This window comes from Psychrobacter sp. APC 3279, from assembly GCF_030407795.1.
Taxonomy (GTDB): domain Bacteria; phylum Pseudomonadota; class Gammaproteobacteria; order Pseudomonadales; family Moraxellaceae; genus Psychrobacter.
In genome coordinates this window covers 1-16,031 of record NZ_JASDCR010000029.1, presented here as the reverse complement: position 1 = coordinate 16,031, position 16,031 = coordinate 1, and the positions used below count along the sequence as shown (strand labels likewise).

The following is a 16,031-nucleotide window of genomic DNA, read 5'->3' as shown; positions in this document are numbered from 1 at the left end:
ATGACAATCAAAATTGGTGAGCTCGCTAAACGCACAGGTGCCACAGTAGAAACCATTCGCTATTATGAAAAAGAGCGTTTATTACCCGAGCCTTTTCGTAGCGAAGGGAATTATCGTTTATATAATGAAGAGCACATTGAGCGTCTACAATTTATCCTACATTGCCGTACGCTCGATATGGCTTTAGATGATGTGCGAATCTTACTTGAATACTGGGAGTCGCCTGACAAGGACTGCGGCGATGTGAATAACTTGCTAGATGAGCACATTCATGCTGTGGAAATACGAATGGAAGAACTGATGCACTTAAAGCATCACTTGACCGTTTTGCGCCAGAAATGTGCAAGTAGTGCACCAGCGTCATCATGTGGCATTTTAAACGCGCTTGTCGATAACTCCTGTCATGAGTAATGATATCAGTAGTGTTCATTTCTGACGGATCAAATCATGAAAGGTTAAATACGCCCTGATGTTAAGCACAAAAAAACCCAGCAATGATATTAAGATCACTAGGGCGTGTTGAACATTGGCGACAAATTAATGGCAAAAAAAATAGCGAACGGTTAATCTTTAAGTTCTCACACAAAAAAGATATCGTTCGCTATGCCTCGCACTATGCTCAAAGATGAACACTGGACAAGACTGAAACCTATATTACTAGAACTTAATATCTATGACAAAGGAAATCTTAGACAAACGGTTGAAGGCGTGCTTTATCGCATGCGTGTTGGCTGTCCTTGGTGCGACTTACCCGAGTGTTTTGGCAAGCCCAATACCATCTATAAAGCTTACCAGCGCTGGTTTCGTAGTAATAAGCTGATTACGCTGTTTGCTTTATTAATCAAAGACGCAGACCTTGAGTGGGTCTTCATTGATGGTACTCATATTAAAGCGCATCAGCACAGCAGTGGTGGCAATGAGAACCTACAATCCATTAGTAAAAGTGTGGCAGGACGCGCGACCAAGATTCACTTGGCAGTAGATGCGCATGGCAATCCGATTACCTTTATCTTGTCAGATGGCACGACCCACGATGTTAAAGTCGCACCTGACTTAGTAGACAAAGTTAATTTGAGCAACACAGAGGTTTTATGTGCCGATAAAGGCTATGATTCTGATGCACTACGAGCGCATATTGAACAAGCAGGGACACGGGATAACATCCCTCGAAAACGAAATACTCAGTCTTCTAACGACCATATGGACTGGGACTTATATAAAGCGAGGCATCTAGTAGAAAATGCTTTCGCCAAACTAAAACAGTATAGGGCGGTTGCCACCAGGTTTGATAAGCTCAAGCAAAGTTATGAAAATACGGTCGCTCTTGCTTGTGCTTATATCTGGCTCAAATTATGAATGTTCAACACGCCCTAGTCAGTTCAAAATAACATGGTGATAAATTGAAGAGTGCTACTGGAATGAATGTTGCGCAGCCTCTGTAATAACAGCATGCAAGGAAAATTTATACCAGTAGCACGATGTCATTTTTGCAGTGAATCGACTATAGCTTACTGGCTGCATTTTTACCTCGTCGTTACAGCTTCTAATACTCGACTATGTTAGATTTATCATTAATCCTTGAAGTTATTTACCATAAGTCTTAATAAATTTGAGTAACGTTATGAGTCAAGAAGATGCCAGTCATAAGCAAAATAAGCATTTGCCTCCAAGTGAGCCTATTGATGTCAATAAAAACAACGATAGTAACTATACTGCTGGCAATCAAGACGCTCATGATCATGACACTCACCTAGAGCAAAACACCGCACCAAGAGATACCAAAGGCTATCAGCGTACGTTACTGATTAGCTTTGTGATCATCACAGGCTATATGTTTATCGAGGCGATTGGTGGCTTACTGACAGGCAGCTTGGCGTTACTCTCTGATGCAGGACACATGCTCAGCGACGCCATCGCCCTTGGTGCGACGTTGATGGCATTTAAAATCGGCGAAAAAGCCGCCACCCATCAAAAGACCTTTGGCTATAAACGCTTTGAGATTATCGTGGCCACCGTCAATGGTGCGACGCTAGTAATTATCGCCTTGATGATTTTTTATGAAGCGATCAAACGCCTTAACTCACCGCCTGAGATTGCTACCCAAGGTATGCTAATCGTCGCCACCATCGGTATGCTGGTTAATATCTTGGTCGCTTGGCTGATGCATCGTGGTAGTAGCGGCAGCGATGGACACACCCACAGCCATGGAGCAAATGCAGACAAAGTAAATAAAGAAAAAGCAAATAAAAGCAATGATTCCAAAGAGCCTGTCAACCTCAATATGCAAAGCGCTTACTTGCATGTATTAAGTGATTTGATGGGCTCTGTCGCCGCGATCATCGCCGCTTTACTGATGATGGGGTTTGGCTGGGTTTGGGCCGATGCCGCAGCGTCGGTGATCGTCGCGGTACTTATCTTAGTAAGTGGTTACCGCGTTGTACGTGATTCGGTACATGTCTTGATGGAGGGCACGCCAGAAGGCATATCGCTGGTAGATGTGGAAGACAAGCTGCTTGCCCATCCACAAGTAAAACAAGTCCACGACCTGCATATTTGGAGCATCACCAGCGGGCTAAATGCGCTATCTTGCCATGTGATGGTCGATGGGGATATGAGAATCTCGGATGCCAGCGTATTGATTGCCAATCTTGAGCAAGGGTTGCTTGCGCTTGGTATTCATCACGCCACCATTCAGGTTGAAAGCTTGTCACACCCGCAGACCAGCGCCCATAGCGATGCATTGGTCTGCGACATATCAGAGCAGCAAAGCTCTGCGAATAACCATATCGGGCACAGTCACTAGTCACTAGGGCGTGTTGAACCTTCAACCATGGCACTGACAGAGACTATTTGTGAATGTTCAACACGCCCTACTGGGTTGGAGGAAATAACAACTATGTTGTGCTGACTTAGAAAGTCTTATTTATCATTCATAGCAAGGTAGATATTACGATCTGATGCGGATGCGTCATCCACGTATTTTGAATCGCGCCATGTCGTATAAGCATAGACACCACTGTATGGGCTGATGCTGTTCTGACGGAAGTCAGAAATCCAATTTGTACCATCGAAAATTTGAATATGGCCATGTGGACGCTTTGATGAGCGATCATAGACAATAACATCACCTACTTGGGTTGGCATATCATTGCTGATTTTGCTGAAACCTGCTTTCTCAAGTGTGCCACGAGTAGCGTACTGATAGGCTGAAGGATTTGGAGTGAACTCATAACCAGCTGATTGTAGTGCTTTACGTACGTAACGGGCACAATATCCAGAGCTGCCAGATAAAGCCACTTTTGAGGCGCGAGCAGCAGCGATAGCGGGGGCTGAATTGCTGTCAGGAACCTTATTGACTTGCTGCTGTTGTTTTTCAGCGTATAAGCGGCTGTTTAATGATGAAAGCTGATTCTCTTTTTGCTTGGCCTGCGCACTTAGGTTGCTAATTGCTTGACTAATTTCATCATTATTAGAAACATAAGCACCACTTTTGGTGCTATAGATGTTTTTTGATGAACCGTAGTTTGATGCCACAGAAGTATTGGTGATGGTATTATTTGTTTGAGAGATTGTGATAGCAGCACCACTCGTTTGTGCTATGCCCATACCCAGTACTGACAAAATCAATAAAGCCTGTTTCATAAATCTAATACCTACGGTTAATTCAAAATCGTCTGTTATCAACAACAGCGCAGTCAATTAAATCTCAATAACTCAAGTATATATATGTCATAGTGACTGATACTTCTGCTGCATATTATTCATATAAAAAATGATTATTGGCGATCACAGCTCATTGAAGTCTTACGAAGCTGTTACAAATCAAGCTGCTGACCAAAACACAAAGCCGACTTTAGCATAGGTTGTTTAGCCTGTCATTCCCCTTAAAAACCCCAAAAATACTTTTTTGATGTCGAAAAAATTGCTAATATCCCACATTTTACAATGTAAGTTTGTGTAACATGTACAGAATATAGCTGACTAGATTGACCACAATTTCTACTGTTTTATAAGCAAAAAAACGTCTGAGGGTTAAATCTATAATTTAGATTTAACCCTCAGACGTTTTTCTATTGGATGAAGTAATTACCCTATATAGGGTCTAACTAATTATTAAGATAATATAATAATTTATAATATTAATATAGATGTTAATTCCCTACTGGCTTATGTAATATTACGTAATTGTTTCGATACATCCTGTATATTCTTGTATTAACCCTTAATTATTTATCTATTTTAAGGGTTAATAACCGATAAATCCGCTTACATTGTCATCAAAAGTTACAAATTCAAAGTTATTTTTAATTTTAAAGTCGCAATAGCTAATGAATTTTTTGATGAAGAATCATTTTATAAGCAATAGAACAGTCTTATACTTGCTTCATTCGCTTTTAACGCTAACACTATAATCAAAGTATTCTTAACTGCTAACACACTATAATTGCTGCTCTACCGATTCAATATCAGCATAAACTTGGGTCGTCCCGTCTTTATTGAGTTGCATAACCTGATAGGGCATGAATTTATTTTGATACTTCATACCCGGGCTACCAACAGGCATGCCAGGTACGGCAAGACCCATAGCTTGTACTGGCGGATTTTCTAAAAACTGCGCCATATATTTAGCGGGTACATGACCTTCAAAGACGTAACCATCAGTAGTGACTACAGTATGGCAAGAACGCATTTCATTTGGAACGCTGTAGCGCTCTTTAAATACGGCTAAGTCCGCAACATCTTGCGCGGTTGCACTTAGACCATTATCTTCTGCATGACTTATCCATTCTTTACAGCAGCCGCAATTGGCATCTTTATAGACAGTGGCTGAGACGTTTTTTAGTAGGTCTGGTTTACTTACTGATGTCATCATAGGAGTATTTATAACGTTTGGTTCAGCTGTCTTCGGAACAGTCACTACATCTTCAGTTGATGCCGATGTTGTGCTTGCATCAGATACGCCACTACTCGGTTGGCTACAAGCAAATAGTGATGAGGCGGCAAGTAATACTAACGTACTACGCAACCCCTTAGACAGATAACGATTGAATATAAGACTGGATTTTATTTTTAAGGGGGTCATAGTGCTCTCTCATGTACTGTAGATATTGTGAGCTATAGAAGGTCAAGTAACACTTCATATCGTTTGGTAATGTAGCATAATAACCCATCAAACGGAGTACGTAAATTTATCCATTGAGCAGTGCGGACTGGTATCATAAGCAGTTTTCATTTTGAAATGCTGCCTGTAGTATTAACAGGTCTATCCGAGTTTTGGATTTTGACTAAAAATTCAAAACTCATAATTTTGGATAATTTGCGATGCGCCTGTCTACTATTAATCTACAAAAGCGTTTGAGTACTCACTCAAATCAATTACCGCTATGGTTTACGCTAGTAGCAGCATGGCTTGCAGGGGCTATTTTTTTATTTGCGCTAGCGCCTCATGGGTTCTGGCCGCTAGCAATAGTGTCACCAGCGATTTTATATGCGCTGTTGGTACCAAATATGAGTGGTCGTCGCGCTTTTATTATCGGTGAAGCTTACGGTATGGGGCTATGGTGCGTCGGCGGCTTTTGGCTCTATACTGCCATCCATGATTATAGCGATACTCCAACGTGGCTCGCATTGATTATGATTGGATTGATGGGTCTCGGTATGGGACTGTTTCATGGATTTTTAGCACTAGTCTTTAACCGTATGGTAGGCAAACAACCCTTTTCATTTGCTGCTCTTTGGGTGCTACAAGAATGGTTAAAAACTTGGTTATTCACAGGCTTTCCGTGGCTGTTTGTTGGTTATGCATTTACTGAAGAGTATTGGTTATCGTCCTTAGCACCCGTTGCTGGTGTTTTTGCCGTCTCTTTTGTTGCCATACTATTGGCTGCAAGTTTAGTAGAGCTACTGCTTCGACGCAGTAGTTATGCCGTCGTTTCTGTACTGTTATTAGCCATTAGCACATCATTATGGCTGGTCAATCCGCAATGGACAAAACCTAAGGGCACACCTGATCTGTCAGTGTCATTGATTCAAGGTAATATTTCACAAGATATAAAGTGGCTGACGCAATATCAATTAGAAACGCTAAAGATTTATGCGAAGTTAACGCGCACTGAGTGGGGACGTGATGTGGTGGTGTGGCCTGAATCATCTATTCCGATGTTTCAGGATGAGGCTGCGGGCTTTATTAGTGAAATGATAGAAATGGCCAATGCGACCAATACGACATGGATAACTGGTATCCCTTATAAGGATAAAGCGGCATTCAATGCCAGTACGGATAAGTATCCCCCATTTTACAATAGCGTGATTGCTCGAGGTGTAGAAGCGGAAGGCCTATACAAGAAGCAGCGTCTAGTGCCTTTTGGAGAGTATATTCCATTTGAAGGCGTGCTCGATATTTTCCCAAGTTTGGCCGGTAGTCAGGATATTAAGAGCTATAGTCGTGGTAGTGATCAGCAGTCACCGCTAAAGGTGCGTGAACACAATATAGGGACGGCTATCTGTTATGAGGTAGCTTATCCAGATACCACGCGTAAAAATGCCATCGATACTGACTTTTTGTTGACCGTCTCTAACGATGCCTGGTTTGGCACTTCAGCAGGACCATTGCAACATTTGCAAATGGTACAAATGCGCGCGCTTGAGAACGGGCGCTGGTTTATTCGAGCGACCAATACTGGTGTTACCGCTATCATTAACCATAAAGGTCGTATTGTAAAACGCGCACCGCAGTTTGAGCGTACTGTACTACGTGGTGAGATACAGGCACGGGTTGGTAACACGCCCTTTATGCTTATGGGAAATTATCCTATCTTGATAATAATAACCCTGTTATTACTACTAAGCTATTTTGGCAAAGGTCTAACCACACTTAGAAGACGAGGGTAATAGTAAACTTAATCATAATAATTTAATCAGCGTAAGTTTTTTATTTTTTCTAGGTAACGTCCTAACGCACGTAAATATAAAAGTTTTAAACTATTGACCCCTGCCGTCAAATCCGTATACATAAACTTGGGAGATTTTAATTACGCAGCTTGGCGATAATAATCAAACCACACCTGTCTTGGCGATTGATAGCCCAAACCCTTTTGAATCCTCGTCTGATTGTAGTACAGCTCGATATAACTGATAATATCATTGATGGCTGTGAACCTTGTTTTATAGTCTTGATGATATACCAGCTCATTCTTTAATACGCCCCAGAAGCTTTCTATCGGAGCGTTATCGAAACAGTTGCCTTTGCCGCTCATTGAGCCTATAAATTGATGCTGCTTAATGGTCTTGTGGTAGGCGTGACTGCAATACTGACTGCCTCTGTCTGAATGAACGATTAGCCCTTTGCTTGGACGTTTATTCTTGATGGCCATATTTAGTGCTTTGCAAACTAAATCTGCGGTCATACGCTTGTTAATAGCGTAACCGACAAGCTCTTTGGTGTATAAGTCTTTGACCCCTGCTAAGTACAGCCAACCCTCATTCGTCCAGATATAGGTGATGTCGCTGACCCACGACTCGTTAGGGCGCTTAGCATCAAACTTCTGATCCAGTACGTTTGGATAGACCAGCTTGTTGTGATTGGAGTCGGTGGTGACTTTAAAGCGCTTATGACGACGACATTTAATGCCGTGTTGCTCTTTGATGCTTCTTACCATATACAGGCTAATGTTATGGCCTTGCTCGCTTAGATGAGCATGCAGTCGATCTGCGCCATAACGTTCTTTCGTTTCATTGTGAGCCGCTTTAACCAGTAATTCAGACTGGTTGCGATGTATCTGTTGGTCGCTGAGATCACGACTTAGCCAGTCGTAATAGCTTGATGGCTTAACCCTTAACACACGGCACATAGTGGTGATGCGAAAGAGGAACTGGTTGTCTTTGATAAAGGCGTACCTGACTAGCTGTTTCTCGCGAAGTACGCCGTCGCCAACTCGAGCATAGCTCTCCCCTTGCGTCGGGGCGAAGCAGTGCTTCGCTTTATCCCTCCTCATTTAGTATTTCGCGTTCCTCTTCAGCCACTTTGAGCTGCCGCTTGAGCTGCTTTATTTCTTGAAGAGCACTCATAAGATCAGGATCGTATTGCTTTGTGCCGACAAGCTTGCCTTGATTGGCTTTGTTATGCCAATTTGATAGCGTTTGCATGGCAATGCCAAGCTGCTTTGCAGTGGCTGAGATATTGCCATTATTGTCTGATATCTTCTTGACGGCCTCGGCTTTAAATTCGTCACTGTAGGTTCTTACTTTCTTGGTCATGGTAAACTCCTGTCAATACGCTTAGTTTACCAAGTTTATCTCTACGGTTTCTTCAGCATAGCTCACCATGATTTTGTATCCCTTAATAGTATATTGTAGTATGTTGTATATAATATAACCCCAGTTCGGGATAAGGGCTCAAAAAAAAAATAAAAAAAGAAGTCCGAAGTTGCTAAAGTAAGTTTACCAAGACAAACTTCACAACAAGGACTTCTTACATGGACAACCTAACCGAACTATACTGCCATATTGACGACTTTTATCAGCAATTCAAACCTGAGTTTGACGCTCATTTAATCGCAACGGGACACCAAAGGTTAAGAGCATGCCAGATAAGTGTAGCAGAGATTATGACCATCTTGATACTGTTTCATCAATTACGTTATCGACAGTTTAAGGCGTTTTACTACCATCACATGCTTGGCATGATGAAACGGGAGTTTCCAAATCTGCCGAGCTACTCGCGATTTATAGAGCTTATACCGCGCAGTATCATACCACTGTGCAGCTACTTGCAAAGCATGATGGGCGACTGTACGGGTATCAGCTATATTGATTCAACCAAGATAGCAGTTTGTCATAACAAGCGTATCTACCGTCATAAAGTCTTTAAGGGACTTGCAACCCGAGGCAAAAGCAGCATGGGCTGGTTCTATGGCTTTAAGCTGCACGCCATTATCAATCATAAGGGCGAGCTTGTATCTGTTAAAGTCACTGCGGGTAATACGGATGACAGAGTGCCTGTTAAGGATATGGCAACGCCGTTATTTGGTAAGCTGTTTGGTGATAGAGGATACATCAGTAAAGCACTAAACGCGTGGCTCACAAAACACAGTGATACTAGGCTGATAACGAAACTTCGGCGTAATATGAAACCCCAATTACTTGAGCCTATGGATGAGGCACTACTCAATCATCGCTCTTTGGTTGAAACGGTGTTTGGGGAGCTTAAAAACTTGTGTCAGATTGAGCATTCACGCCATCGTAGTGTCACGGGGTTTATCACAAACTTGCTGTCAGGTTTAATTGCTTATTGCTGGTTTCCCTATAAACCCACCATCAAAAATATGCCTCAGCAGGGACAGGTAGCAACATTGTAAATAGTATCAATGAGTTATAATGTGGCTTATCCCGAACTGGGGTTGTAAATAGACAAGTCCATACAGACAGTGAATTGGTCAATTCGAATATTGGAAATAATAGGTAGCCCTTCATGTCCCTTAAGAGCGCAGAAAAGTCTCCGTCATTAACGCAAAATAAATCGTCGAAAAAATCTTATCTGTTGGCGTTCGCTTTCAGCGCGGGTTCATTATTGACAGGGCTAGCAGCGACTGGGCTGACGGCCGTGCCAGTGGCATCGCAAGCGGCAGGATTGGGCGATTTATTTAGCAGTGATAAAAGCGCGACCCAACCGAAATTTTTGCCTGTTGATGAAGCGTTTCAGGTCAGTAGCAGTAGTAAACCTGTCAATAATGGCACGCGCTTAGCCATTAACTTTGACATTACGCCTGAGCACTATGTTTATAAAGACCAAATTAAGCTAACGTTGCCTGCTGGCGTGAGCGCTGCACCTTTTAGCTTTAGCCAAAAGCCTATCTCCATAGATGATCCGACCTTTGGTCAAGTATTGGTCTTTGACCAAGCCAATATGGTTGCTAGCACCGTTTTGAGCAGTAGTAATGGCAAGGCGATAAATAATGCCGCTGTAACGATAGGTTGGCAAGGCTGTGCCAAAGCAGGACTTTGTTATCCACCGGAGAAAATAAAAACCACGGTCAAAATTGCTGCGTCACAATCGGCAGCCAATAGTTCAAGTAGCACTGCTACAGTTTCTGCGAGCAATAACAGCAATGCAGAAACTGCGCAAGCATCTACAGAGGCGACTGATACTGATCGTCTTGCTACAGAGCAAACTACGCCAGATGACGAGGTGATTGATTACGCTTTGTTAGATGATGAAGCATTAGATGCAGAGCTTGGTACTAGCAATACCATCTCTGGTGCCGATGAAGAAGTTGTAGGCGACAATGTCACAAGTAATATGCCAGCAAACGATAGCGCTACAACTGCAACAAACAATACCGTTGTCGTTGATAACGCCATTAATAGTGACCCTTTTGGCTTAGCTTCGCATCCGTGGTTGGCATTGGTGTTATTGTTCTTGGCAGGGTTGGTCTTGGCATTGACGCCATGCGTGTTACCGATGCTACCGATTGTTGCCAATATCGTCGCGCGTGAAGACAATCCAACGGTAAAACGCGGTGTTATTTTAACGACCAGCTACGCTATTGGTGTTGCCATCGCTTATGGTATTTTAGGCGCGGTCATTGCGGTATTTGGCGAATCGTTAGGCATTATCGGTTGGCTACAAAATCCGATTATTTTAATTGGGTTTGCCATCGTTTTTGTCTTATTAGCCCTTTATATGTTGGGCGTATTTAGCATTCGTCTGCCGAGATTTATCAGTAGTAAAATGCAGGGTCTAAGCCAAGCGGGGGATAGCAAACTTGGTAGTACGGGTGGCAGTTTAATTGCGGGATTCTTATCGGCGCTCGTGGTATCGCCATGCGTTTCGGCACCCTTATTTGGGGCGCTGCTTGCTGTATCAACGATTGGAAGTCCGCTCCTTGGCTTTGCCGCTTTATTTATGCTCGGTTTTGGTTTATCGGCGCCGCTTATCTTAATTGGCGCGACCCAAGGTAAAATCATGCCAAAAGCAGGCGAGTGGATGAATTGGGTCAAGCAGGGCTTTGCTTTGTTGCTTTTTGCCGTGGCATTGTTATTAATTGAACGCGTCTTTATCTCGCCTGTGATGCTGATGGTTTGGGCGCTGTGGTTTATGGTCGTGGCGATGTGGGCGTGGAGCTGGCTAGGCAAAGGTCGGATGCTGACCCAAGCGCTAGGCTTAATCGCTGGTATTTGGGCGACGTGTTTAATCGTCGGCGCCGCATTGGGCAATGACGACAGCTTGCATCCGCTCGCGTCATTAAGCGCCGCGCCGGTGATGCAGACGACTGCTGATCAACCAGCCATGAGTAATGCAACAGATAAAACTGTTACTACGCTTGCTGAGTTAGATGCCATTGTCGCCGCCAATCCTAAAGTGCTGGTCGATGTCACCGCCGAATGGTGTATTGCATGCCGGATTATGGAGAAAAACTTATTTCATAATCGCCCTGCGCAAATGCAAGATTGGCAATTGGTCAGACTTGATATCACGGAGACTACGGCTGATTCAAAAGCAATCTTAGCGCGTTATAAACTATTTGGTCCGCCAGCATTGCTGTATTATCAAGACGGGCAATTGGTCAATCAGCAAGTGGGTGAAATCGGGCGCGCAGCGTTTGAGCAAACCTTAACCGCGCTAAATTAATCGTTTAAATGTAGATAAATTCCACATCATTTCTACCCATTAAAAAGACAACGTCCTTTGATAATAGGACGTTGTCTTTTTCAATCTTACTAAATAGCCTTTTTAACATAGACGCTAAATCCTTGGTTTAGCATTATTTATTACTACTTACCTTATTATTTACATCAGTATTTGCTCGCAATAACGCTAGTATAGTGCCCTTATTTTCATTACAATAAAGCAACATTGCTAAAGGCGCATTACCACGAGTAATGGCTACCTTGCACGTCCATATTTATTGATTTTCTTTAGGGCGTGTCATCAATTAAGCCAAACGACACAAGAAACTAAGTGAATGGCACTAAGGAAATGACTGGCTAACTTATCATAGCGAGTGGCAATCGCACGATACTGCTTAATCTTGGCAAAGAAGTTCTCTATTAGGTGCCTCGCTTTATAAAGCTCTTTATCGAAGTCTCTTGGCTGCAGCCGATGACACTTAGATGGTATAACTGCATTACCTTGCACTGCTTTAATCGGTTCAATAACGCGGGCATCAGCATCGTAAGCTTTATCGGCAAGCCACGTTTGGCTAATACTGACATCAAGCAATTCATCTGAGCCACACAGGTCATGAGCTGCCCCACCTGTTAGATAAAAGCCAGTAGGATTGCCTAATGCATCTGTTCGAGTATGTATTTTAGTCTTCAGTCCACCTTTGCTGCGTCCAATGGCTTGATCCCTTTTTTTCCAGCACTGTGCTGGTGGGCTTTAACAATCGTGGCATCTAGCATGGCATATTCGTCATCGGATTGTTCAGAGAGTTGATTAAAAACCTGCTTCCATACGCCTTTTTTTGACCAGCGACTAAAACGAGTATGAATCACTCTGAAGTCGCCAAAGCGTTCAGGTAGGTCACGCCAAGGTATGCCGGTCTTGTAACGGTACAGAACCGCTTCTACGAACAAGCGGTTATCCTTTGCAGTAACACCAACGTCACTTGGTTTACCAGGTAGAATGTCTTTAATTCTCTCCCATTGGTCATCACGTAGGGCATGTCGTCTTGTCATAGTCATTGAGCTCAAATTCCTAAATACGATCTAAGTATAGCTTATTCTGAAATATCTATGCTAATTGATGACACGCCCTAGTATGGCATACTTATTTTATCTCAAATTACTTTATAGATATTTTAGATAAAATCTCATGTCCACTAATATAAAGTTCATTAGACATGCACATCTCACTCCATCCTTTCCAGTAACTATTAGCTTTCTTTGAATACATTGACCTATCCCAAATATCTTCAATCCAAGAATTGTGACGATACTTATCAATTACTTTGATCGGATTTTGTTTGGCCCAAATTAATTCGTTAAAGTCTGGTTCTGAAACTATTGCTCCTCTGATCTTTGAGATATGGTACTTACAAAGATACTTTAATGTTAAGGATAGGAGCGCTCTGTCTTCAGAGCCACCTATACCTACTTTGTCACTGACATGCACACGAGAGTCTAGAACCAAACCATGCCAACTATCGTAATGCTTGATAATAACTAGTTCACCGTTTTCAGTATTGTTCCGAGCAAACCAGACCAACTTAACCTCATCTTCATTATTACCTTTTAATAAGCTTCTAGCATTCTCTTCAATATCATAACCAAACTCAAATGTTTCTTTTGCGAAAGGCCTTCCTTCATCATGAACGAGCCAATTCTTTTGGCATCCAAAGTATGTGGCTAATTTTTCTAATTCGTTAAACGATGGCTCTTTTCGCCCTTCAAACCAATCCTCAGTAACGCCCACACTATTGTATCCCAGGGCCTCAGCAACTCTAGAAATACTTGGGGTATGAAAACTATCAGTTGCCTTAGCTTCACTCAAGAGGAAATTTAGTTTGCCAGATAGTAGATTTAAGCGATCGCTACGTAAATGAGCATCAAAAAAACTCTTTAAATCGTCGATAGCTTCGATATAACTTCCTTCTTGACCTTCAAAAGATTTTTCTAGTCGATACTGTGCCTCGGCATTAATTGAACGTCCACTAACTTTTGAGGCATCGGAGATCAGGGCTTTCAATTCAGTAGGAATTCTTAAATTAAACTGCACATTTTTTGACATTTTAAAGCCCAAATAGAATATTGAATTTAAAACAAATAATATTACCATAAGGAACTTGCGGCAATGATAGCATAATGCTATCATATTATGTAACAAACCCTAAAGAGGTAAATACATGTCAAATCAGAAGGTTCAGATGAACGTCCGGGTACCTAAAGAACTTAAGAATTTTGCCATAAATGATGCAAAGAACCAGTTCCATTCGTTATCTCAATATATAGAAAAGCTTATGTTTAAAGCCAAAGAACTCAGTGAACTAGAAAAGAGATGAAACCTTCTCTTAAAGACCTTTTTGACTCTAATGCAAAAGTAATTTATCTAAGACGGTTTAGATTGCAGAATGCAAATTGGTCAAAGACTGCTCAGGCTAATGATTACGATTACACTTTTAGCTCTTTAGCTAACTCAGATTATCACTTCAGAATGCCTGTTATCATTCAATCAGATGGTTTACCTTGGAAAATAGGTAACCTATATCTCATGGGACAACTAGACACTCCTGCGCTTTCAAATATGAAAACGTTATCCGCAAGAGCTATCCACCTAAAATACTATCTACAGTACCTAGAACATAGTAACCAACACTTTTTAGACTTACCTACCCAGTATCAGCAAAGAGTTCCTCGCAAATTCAAAGCTTTTTTACAGGCTGTAATAGAACAGCACGACTTTAGCTCTCAATACATTAATAACATTCTGTCCTCTGTTGCTCATTTCTATAATTATATACAGCATCAATCATTCGTATCTCAGTCTGATATAGAGAATAAGCCCTTTAGAGAAAGGAAGGTTTCTATACCTATTCATAATAATGTAGGAATAATGAGGAATATTAGTGTTATTACAAATGATCTCAAGCTAAGAAGCAGCAGAAAACCCTTACCATCACTAGGTAAGTTGAGAGATGGAGGCAGTCTGCGTCCTTTAAGCTCTGAAGAACAAGAAATTATTTTCAGGGCATTTGATAAAAACTATGCGTCAATAGAGTTAGAGCTAATGATAAGAATAGCTCTCGGAACAGGAGCTAGACAACAAAGCGTATGCACTCTCTCTATTGCTTGTATCAAAACTGCTCTCCACTACTTAGAACAAAATGCTGATTCAAATTATGCCGTGATAAATACTGGATATAAATACAGAACAGATTCAAAGGGTGGGCGACTAAACCGCTTAATGTTTTCACGTAACCTAATTGATCATTTAGCAACATATATAGATTGCGAAAGAGCGGAACATAGAAGACAAAATATAAACAGCTTTTATGCAAATACTGACGATAACTATGTGTTTTTAACTCGAACTGGAAACCCCTATTTAACTGCTGAAAGAGAAATTATAGATCGTAATCGTAACAACCCTAAACCAGTTTGGAACACTGAAGCGCCCGTTATGGTACCTAAAAACGGCCAATCTTTAAGAAATGAATTAAAAAAATTCATTTCCAAGGTTCAAAAATTTGAACCAAGTCTTCAAAATTTTTCATTCCATGATTTGCGTGCTACCTATGGGATGAATATCGTAAGAAACCTTAGAGCTAAGGAATACCCTGATTCTAAGATATTTGATCATGTCAGACAAAGGTTAAACCATAGAAGCCTAACAACCACTGAGGCCTATCTAAAATTCGACTCGGAAGTAAAAGAATTCAATGATATACAAGATACGTTCGGCGTAACATTTGATAAGGGCGAATATAATGTCTAATTCTTTCAATGACAGGCAGCTTATTGAGATAAGCACTAAGCAAATAGAAGATATCGTTGATCCTCAATACACAGTAATTGTAGGTTCAAGAGCTGATGGTGTGTCCTTTAAAGTCGATATTGGTAGAGTCTGCTATACCAATAGAGAGAACGATTCTGGTCATTCCCGAGATAAAACTAAGAGCTATATTACGGGCCTAGTTGATGAATCAACATTGTCTATAGAACGTGTAGAATGGTTGAGAAGGTACCTTAGGGAAATCCTTCAAAAAGGGTTGAGAGATGAAACGGTGCGAGGTTACCTTCATAATTTAAGATATTTTTTTGATTTTTGTGATTTTGAAGGCTCTAAGCCTCTTACTTTAGATGATTTAGCATCTAATTATAAATATTATCAAATTAATCTCTATCAAAAGGCGCGTTTAAGTGGTGCAAAATCTATAAGCACTACAACTCTTTATGACAAGCTAAATGACCTATGCTGTCAAATCTGTAGACATTGACTTGGGAGATTTTAGTTACGCAGCCTGACGATAAAAGTCAAACCATACCTGTCTTGGCGTTTTATAGCCTAAACCCTTTTGGATTCTAGTCTGGTT

11 protein-coding genes and 2 pseudogenes are annotated in these 16,031 nt (G+C 41.5%); 8 read left to right on the top strand and 5 right to left on the bottom strand.

Going from position 1 to position 16,031, the window contains the following annotated elements:
- The 3 genes from cadR to QL898_RS13285 all read left to right on the top strand — a co-directional run bounded on the left by cadR (window position 1) and on the right by QL898_RS13285 (window position 2,803).
- Window positions 1-411, top strand: a complete 411-nt coding sequence (cadR, locus tag QL898_RS13295; RefSeq protein ID WP_007394845.1) for a Cd(II)/Pb(II)-responsive transcriptional regulator — start codon at window positions 1-3, stop codon at window positions 409-411.
- Window positions 412-603: 192 nt separating this feature from the next.
- Window positions 604-1,356, top strand: a complete 753-nt coding sequence (locus tag QL898_RS13290) for an IS5 family transposase (protein WP_191114789.1) — start codon at window positions 604-606, stop codon at window positions 1,354-1,356.
- A gap of 265 nt (window positions 1,357-1,621) precedes the next feature.
- Entirely contained in the window at window positions 1,622-2,803 is a 1,182-nt protein-coding gene (locus tag QL898_RS13285; RefSeq protein WP_290177125.1) for a cation diffusion facilitator family transporter, read from the top strand.
- Window positions 2,804-2,919: 116 nt separating this feature from the next.
- Here the strand turns inward: QL898_RS13285 and QL898_RS13280 are convergent, their stop codons facing one another.
- Window positions 2,920-3,642 carry a CHAP domain-containing protein gene (locus tag QL898_RS13280; RefSeq protein ID WP_068405068.1) on the bottom strand — a complete coding sequence of 241 codons (723 nt, stop codon included), beginning with the start codon at window positions 3,640-3,642 and terminating at the stop codon, window positions 2,920-2,922.
- 796 nt (window positions 3,643-4,438) lie between these two features.
- Entirely contained in the window at window positions 4,439-5,083 is a 645-nt protein-coding gene (locus QL898_RS13275; RefSeq protein ID WP_101204321.1) for a DUF411 domain-containing protein, read from the bottom strand.
- 239 nt (window positions 5,084-5,322) lie between these two features.
- Here QL898_RS13275 and lnt point away from each other — a divergent pair, with 239 nt between their 5' ends.
- Entirely contained in the window at window positions 5,323-6,891 is a 1,569-nt protein-coding gene (lnt, locus tag QL898_RS13270) for an apolipoprotein N-acyltransferase (protein WP_101204322.1), read from the top strand.
- Window positions 6,892-7,031: 140 nt separating this feature from the next.
- Here the strand turns inward: lnt and QL898_RS13265 are convergent.
- Window positions 7,032-8,256, bottom strand: a pseudogene (locus tag QL898_RS13265) (IS3 family transposase).
- A 218-nt stretch (window positions 8,257-8,474) separates the two neighbouring features.
- Between QL898_RS13265 and QL898_RS13260 the strand changes: the two are divergent.
- The gene (locus QL898_RS13260) at window positions 8,475-9,356 is read left to right on the top strand and encodes an IS982 family transposase (RefSeq protein WP_057758743.1); all 882 of its coding nucleotides are present in this window, start codon (window positions 8,475-8,477) and stop codon (window positions 9,354-9,356) included.
- Between the two features lie 113 nt (window positions 9,357-9,469).
- Window positions 9,470-11,629 (top strand): protein-disulfide reductase DsbD domain-containing protein, encoded by a 2,160-nt coding sequence (locus QL898_RS13255; RefSeq protein ID WP_057758740.1) that lies wholly within the window; start codon window positions 9,470-9,472, stop codon window positions 11,627-11,629.
- A gap of 300 nt (window positions 11,630-11,929) precedes the next feature.
- Here the strand turns inward: QL898_RS13255 and QL898_RS13250 are convergent.
- Together QL898_RS13250 and QL898_RS13245 are read right to left on the bottom strand one after the other, a co-directional pair.
- Window positions 11,930-12,678 (bottom strand): annotated as a pseudogene (locus QL898_RS13250) (IS5 family transposase).
- Window positions 12,679-12,784: 106 nt separating this feature from the next.
- Window positions 12,785-13,729, bottom strand: coding sequence for an Arc family DNA-binding protein (locus QL898_RS13245; RefSeq protein ID WP_057758737.1), 945 nt, complete (start codon window positions 13,727-13,729; stop codon window positions 12,785-12,787).
- A gap of 267 nt (window positions 13,730-13,996) precedes the next feature.
- Between QL898_RS13245 and QL898_RS13240 the strand changes: the two genes are divergently transcribed.
- Together QL898_RS13240 and QL898_RS13235 are read left to right on the top strand one after the other, a co-directional pair.
- Window positions 13,997-15,433 carry a site-specific integrase gene (locus QL898_RS13240; RefSeq protein ID WP_057758735.1) on the top strand — a complete coding sequence of 479 codons (1,437 nt, stop codon included), beginning with the start codon at window positions 13,997-13,999 and terminating at the stop codon, window positions 15,431-15,433.
- Window positions 15,426-15,935 carry a hypothetical protein gene (locus tag QL898_RS13235; protein ID WP_290177124.1) on the top strand — a complete coding sequence of 170 codons (510 nt, stop codon included), beginning with the start codon at window positions 15,426-15,428 and terminating at the stop codon, window positions 15,933-15,935. Before QL898_RS13240 ends, QL898_RS13235 begins: the two co-directional genes overlap by 8 nt.
- The last annotated feature ends 96 nt before the right edge of the window (window positions 15,936-16,031 follow it).

Excerpts from the sequence above, each read along its gene's own strand:
- cadR (WP_007394845.1), top strand. The coding sequence starts at position 1 with ATGACAATCAAAATTGGTGAGCTCGCTAAACGCACAGGTGCCACAGTA.
- QL898_RS13290 (WP_191114789.1), top strand. The coding sequence starts at position 604 with ATGCCTCGCACTATGCTCAAAGATGAACACTGGACAAGACTGAAACCT.
- QL898_RS13285 (WP_290177125.1), top strand. The coding sequence starts at position 1,622 with ATGAGTCAAGAAGATGCCAGTCATAAGCAAAATAAGCATTTGCCTCCA.
- QL898_RS13280 (WP_068405068.1), bottom strand. The coding sequence starts at position 3,642 with ATGAAACAGGCTTTATTGATTTTGTCAGTACTGGGTATGGGCATAGCA.
- QL898_RS13275 (WP_101204321.1), bottom strand. The coding sequence starts at position 5,083 with ATGACCCCCTTAAAAATAAAATCCAGTCTTATATTCAATCGTTATCTG.
- lnt (WP_101204322.1), top strand. The coding sequence starts at position 5,323 with ATGCGCCTGTCTACTATTAATCTACAAAAGCGTTTGAGTACTCACTCA.
- QL898_RS13260 (WP_057758743.1), top strand. The coding sequence starts at position 8,475 with ATGGACAACCTAACCGAACTATACTGCCATATTGACGACTTTTATCAG.
- QL898_RS13255 (WP_057758740.1), top strand. The coding sequence starts at position 9,470 with ATGTCCCTTAAGAGCGCAGAAAAGTCTCCGTCATTAACGCAAAATAAA.
- QL898_RS13245 (WP_057758737.1), bottom strand. The coding sequence starts at position 13,729 with ATGTCAAAAAATGTGCAGTTTAATTTAAGAATTCCTACTGAATTGAAA.
- QL898_RS13240 (WP_057758735.1), top strand. The coding sequence starts at position 13,997 with ATGAAACCTTCTCTTAAAGACCTTTTTGACTCTAATGCAAAAGTAATT.
- QL898_RS13235 (WP_290177124.1), top strand. The coding sequence starts at position 15,426 with ATGTCTAATTCTTTCAATGACAGGCAGCTTATTGAGATAAGCACTAAG.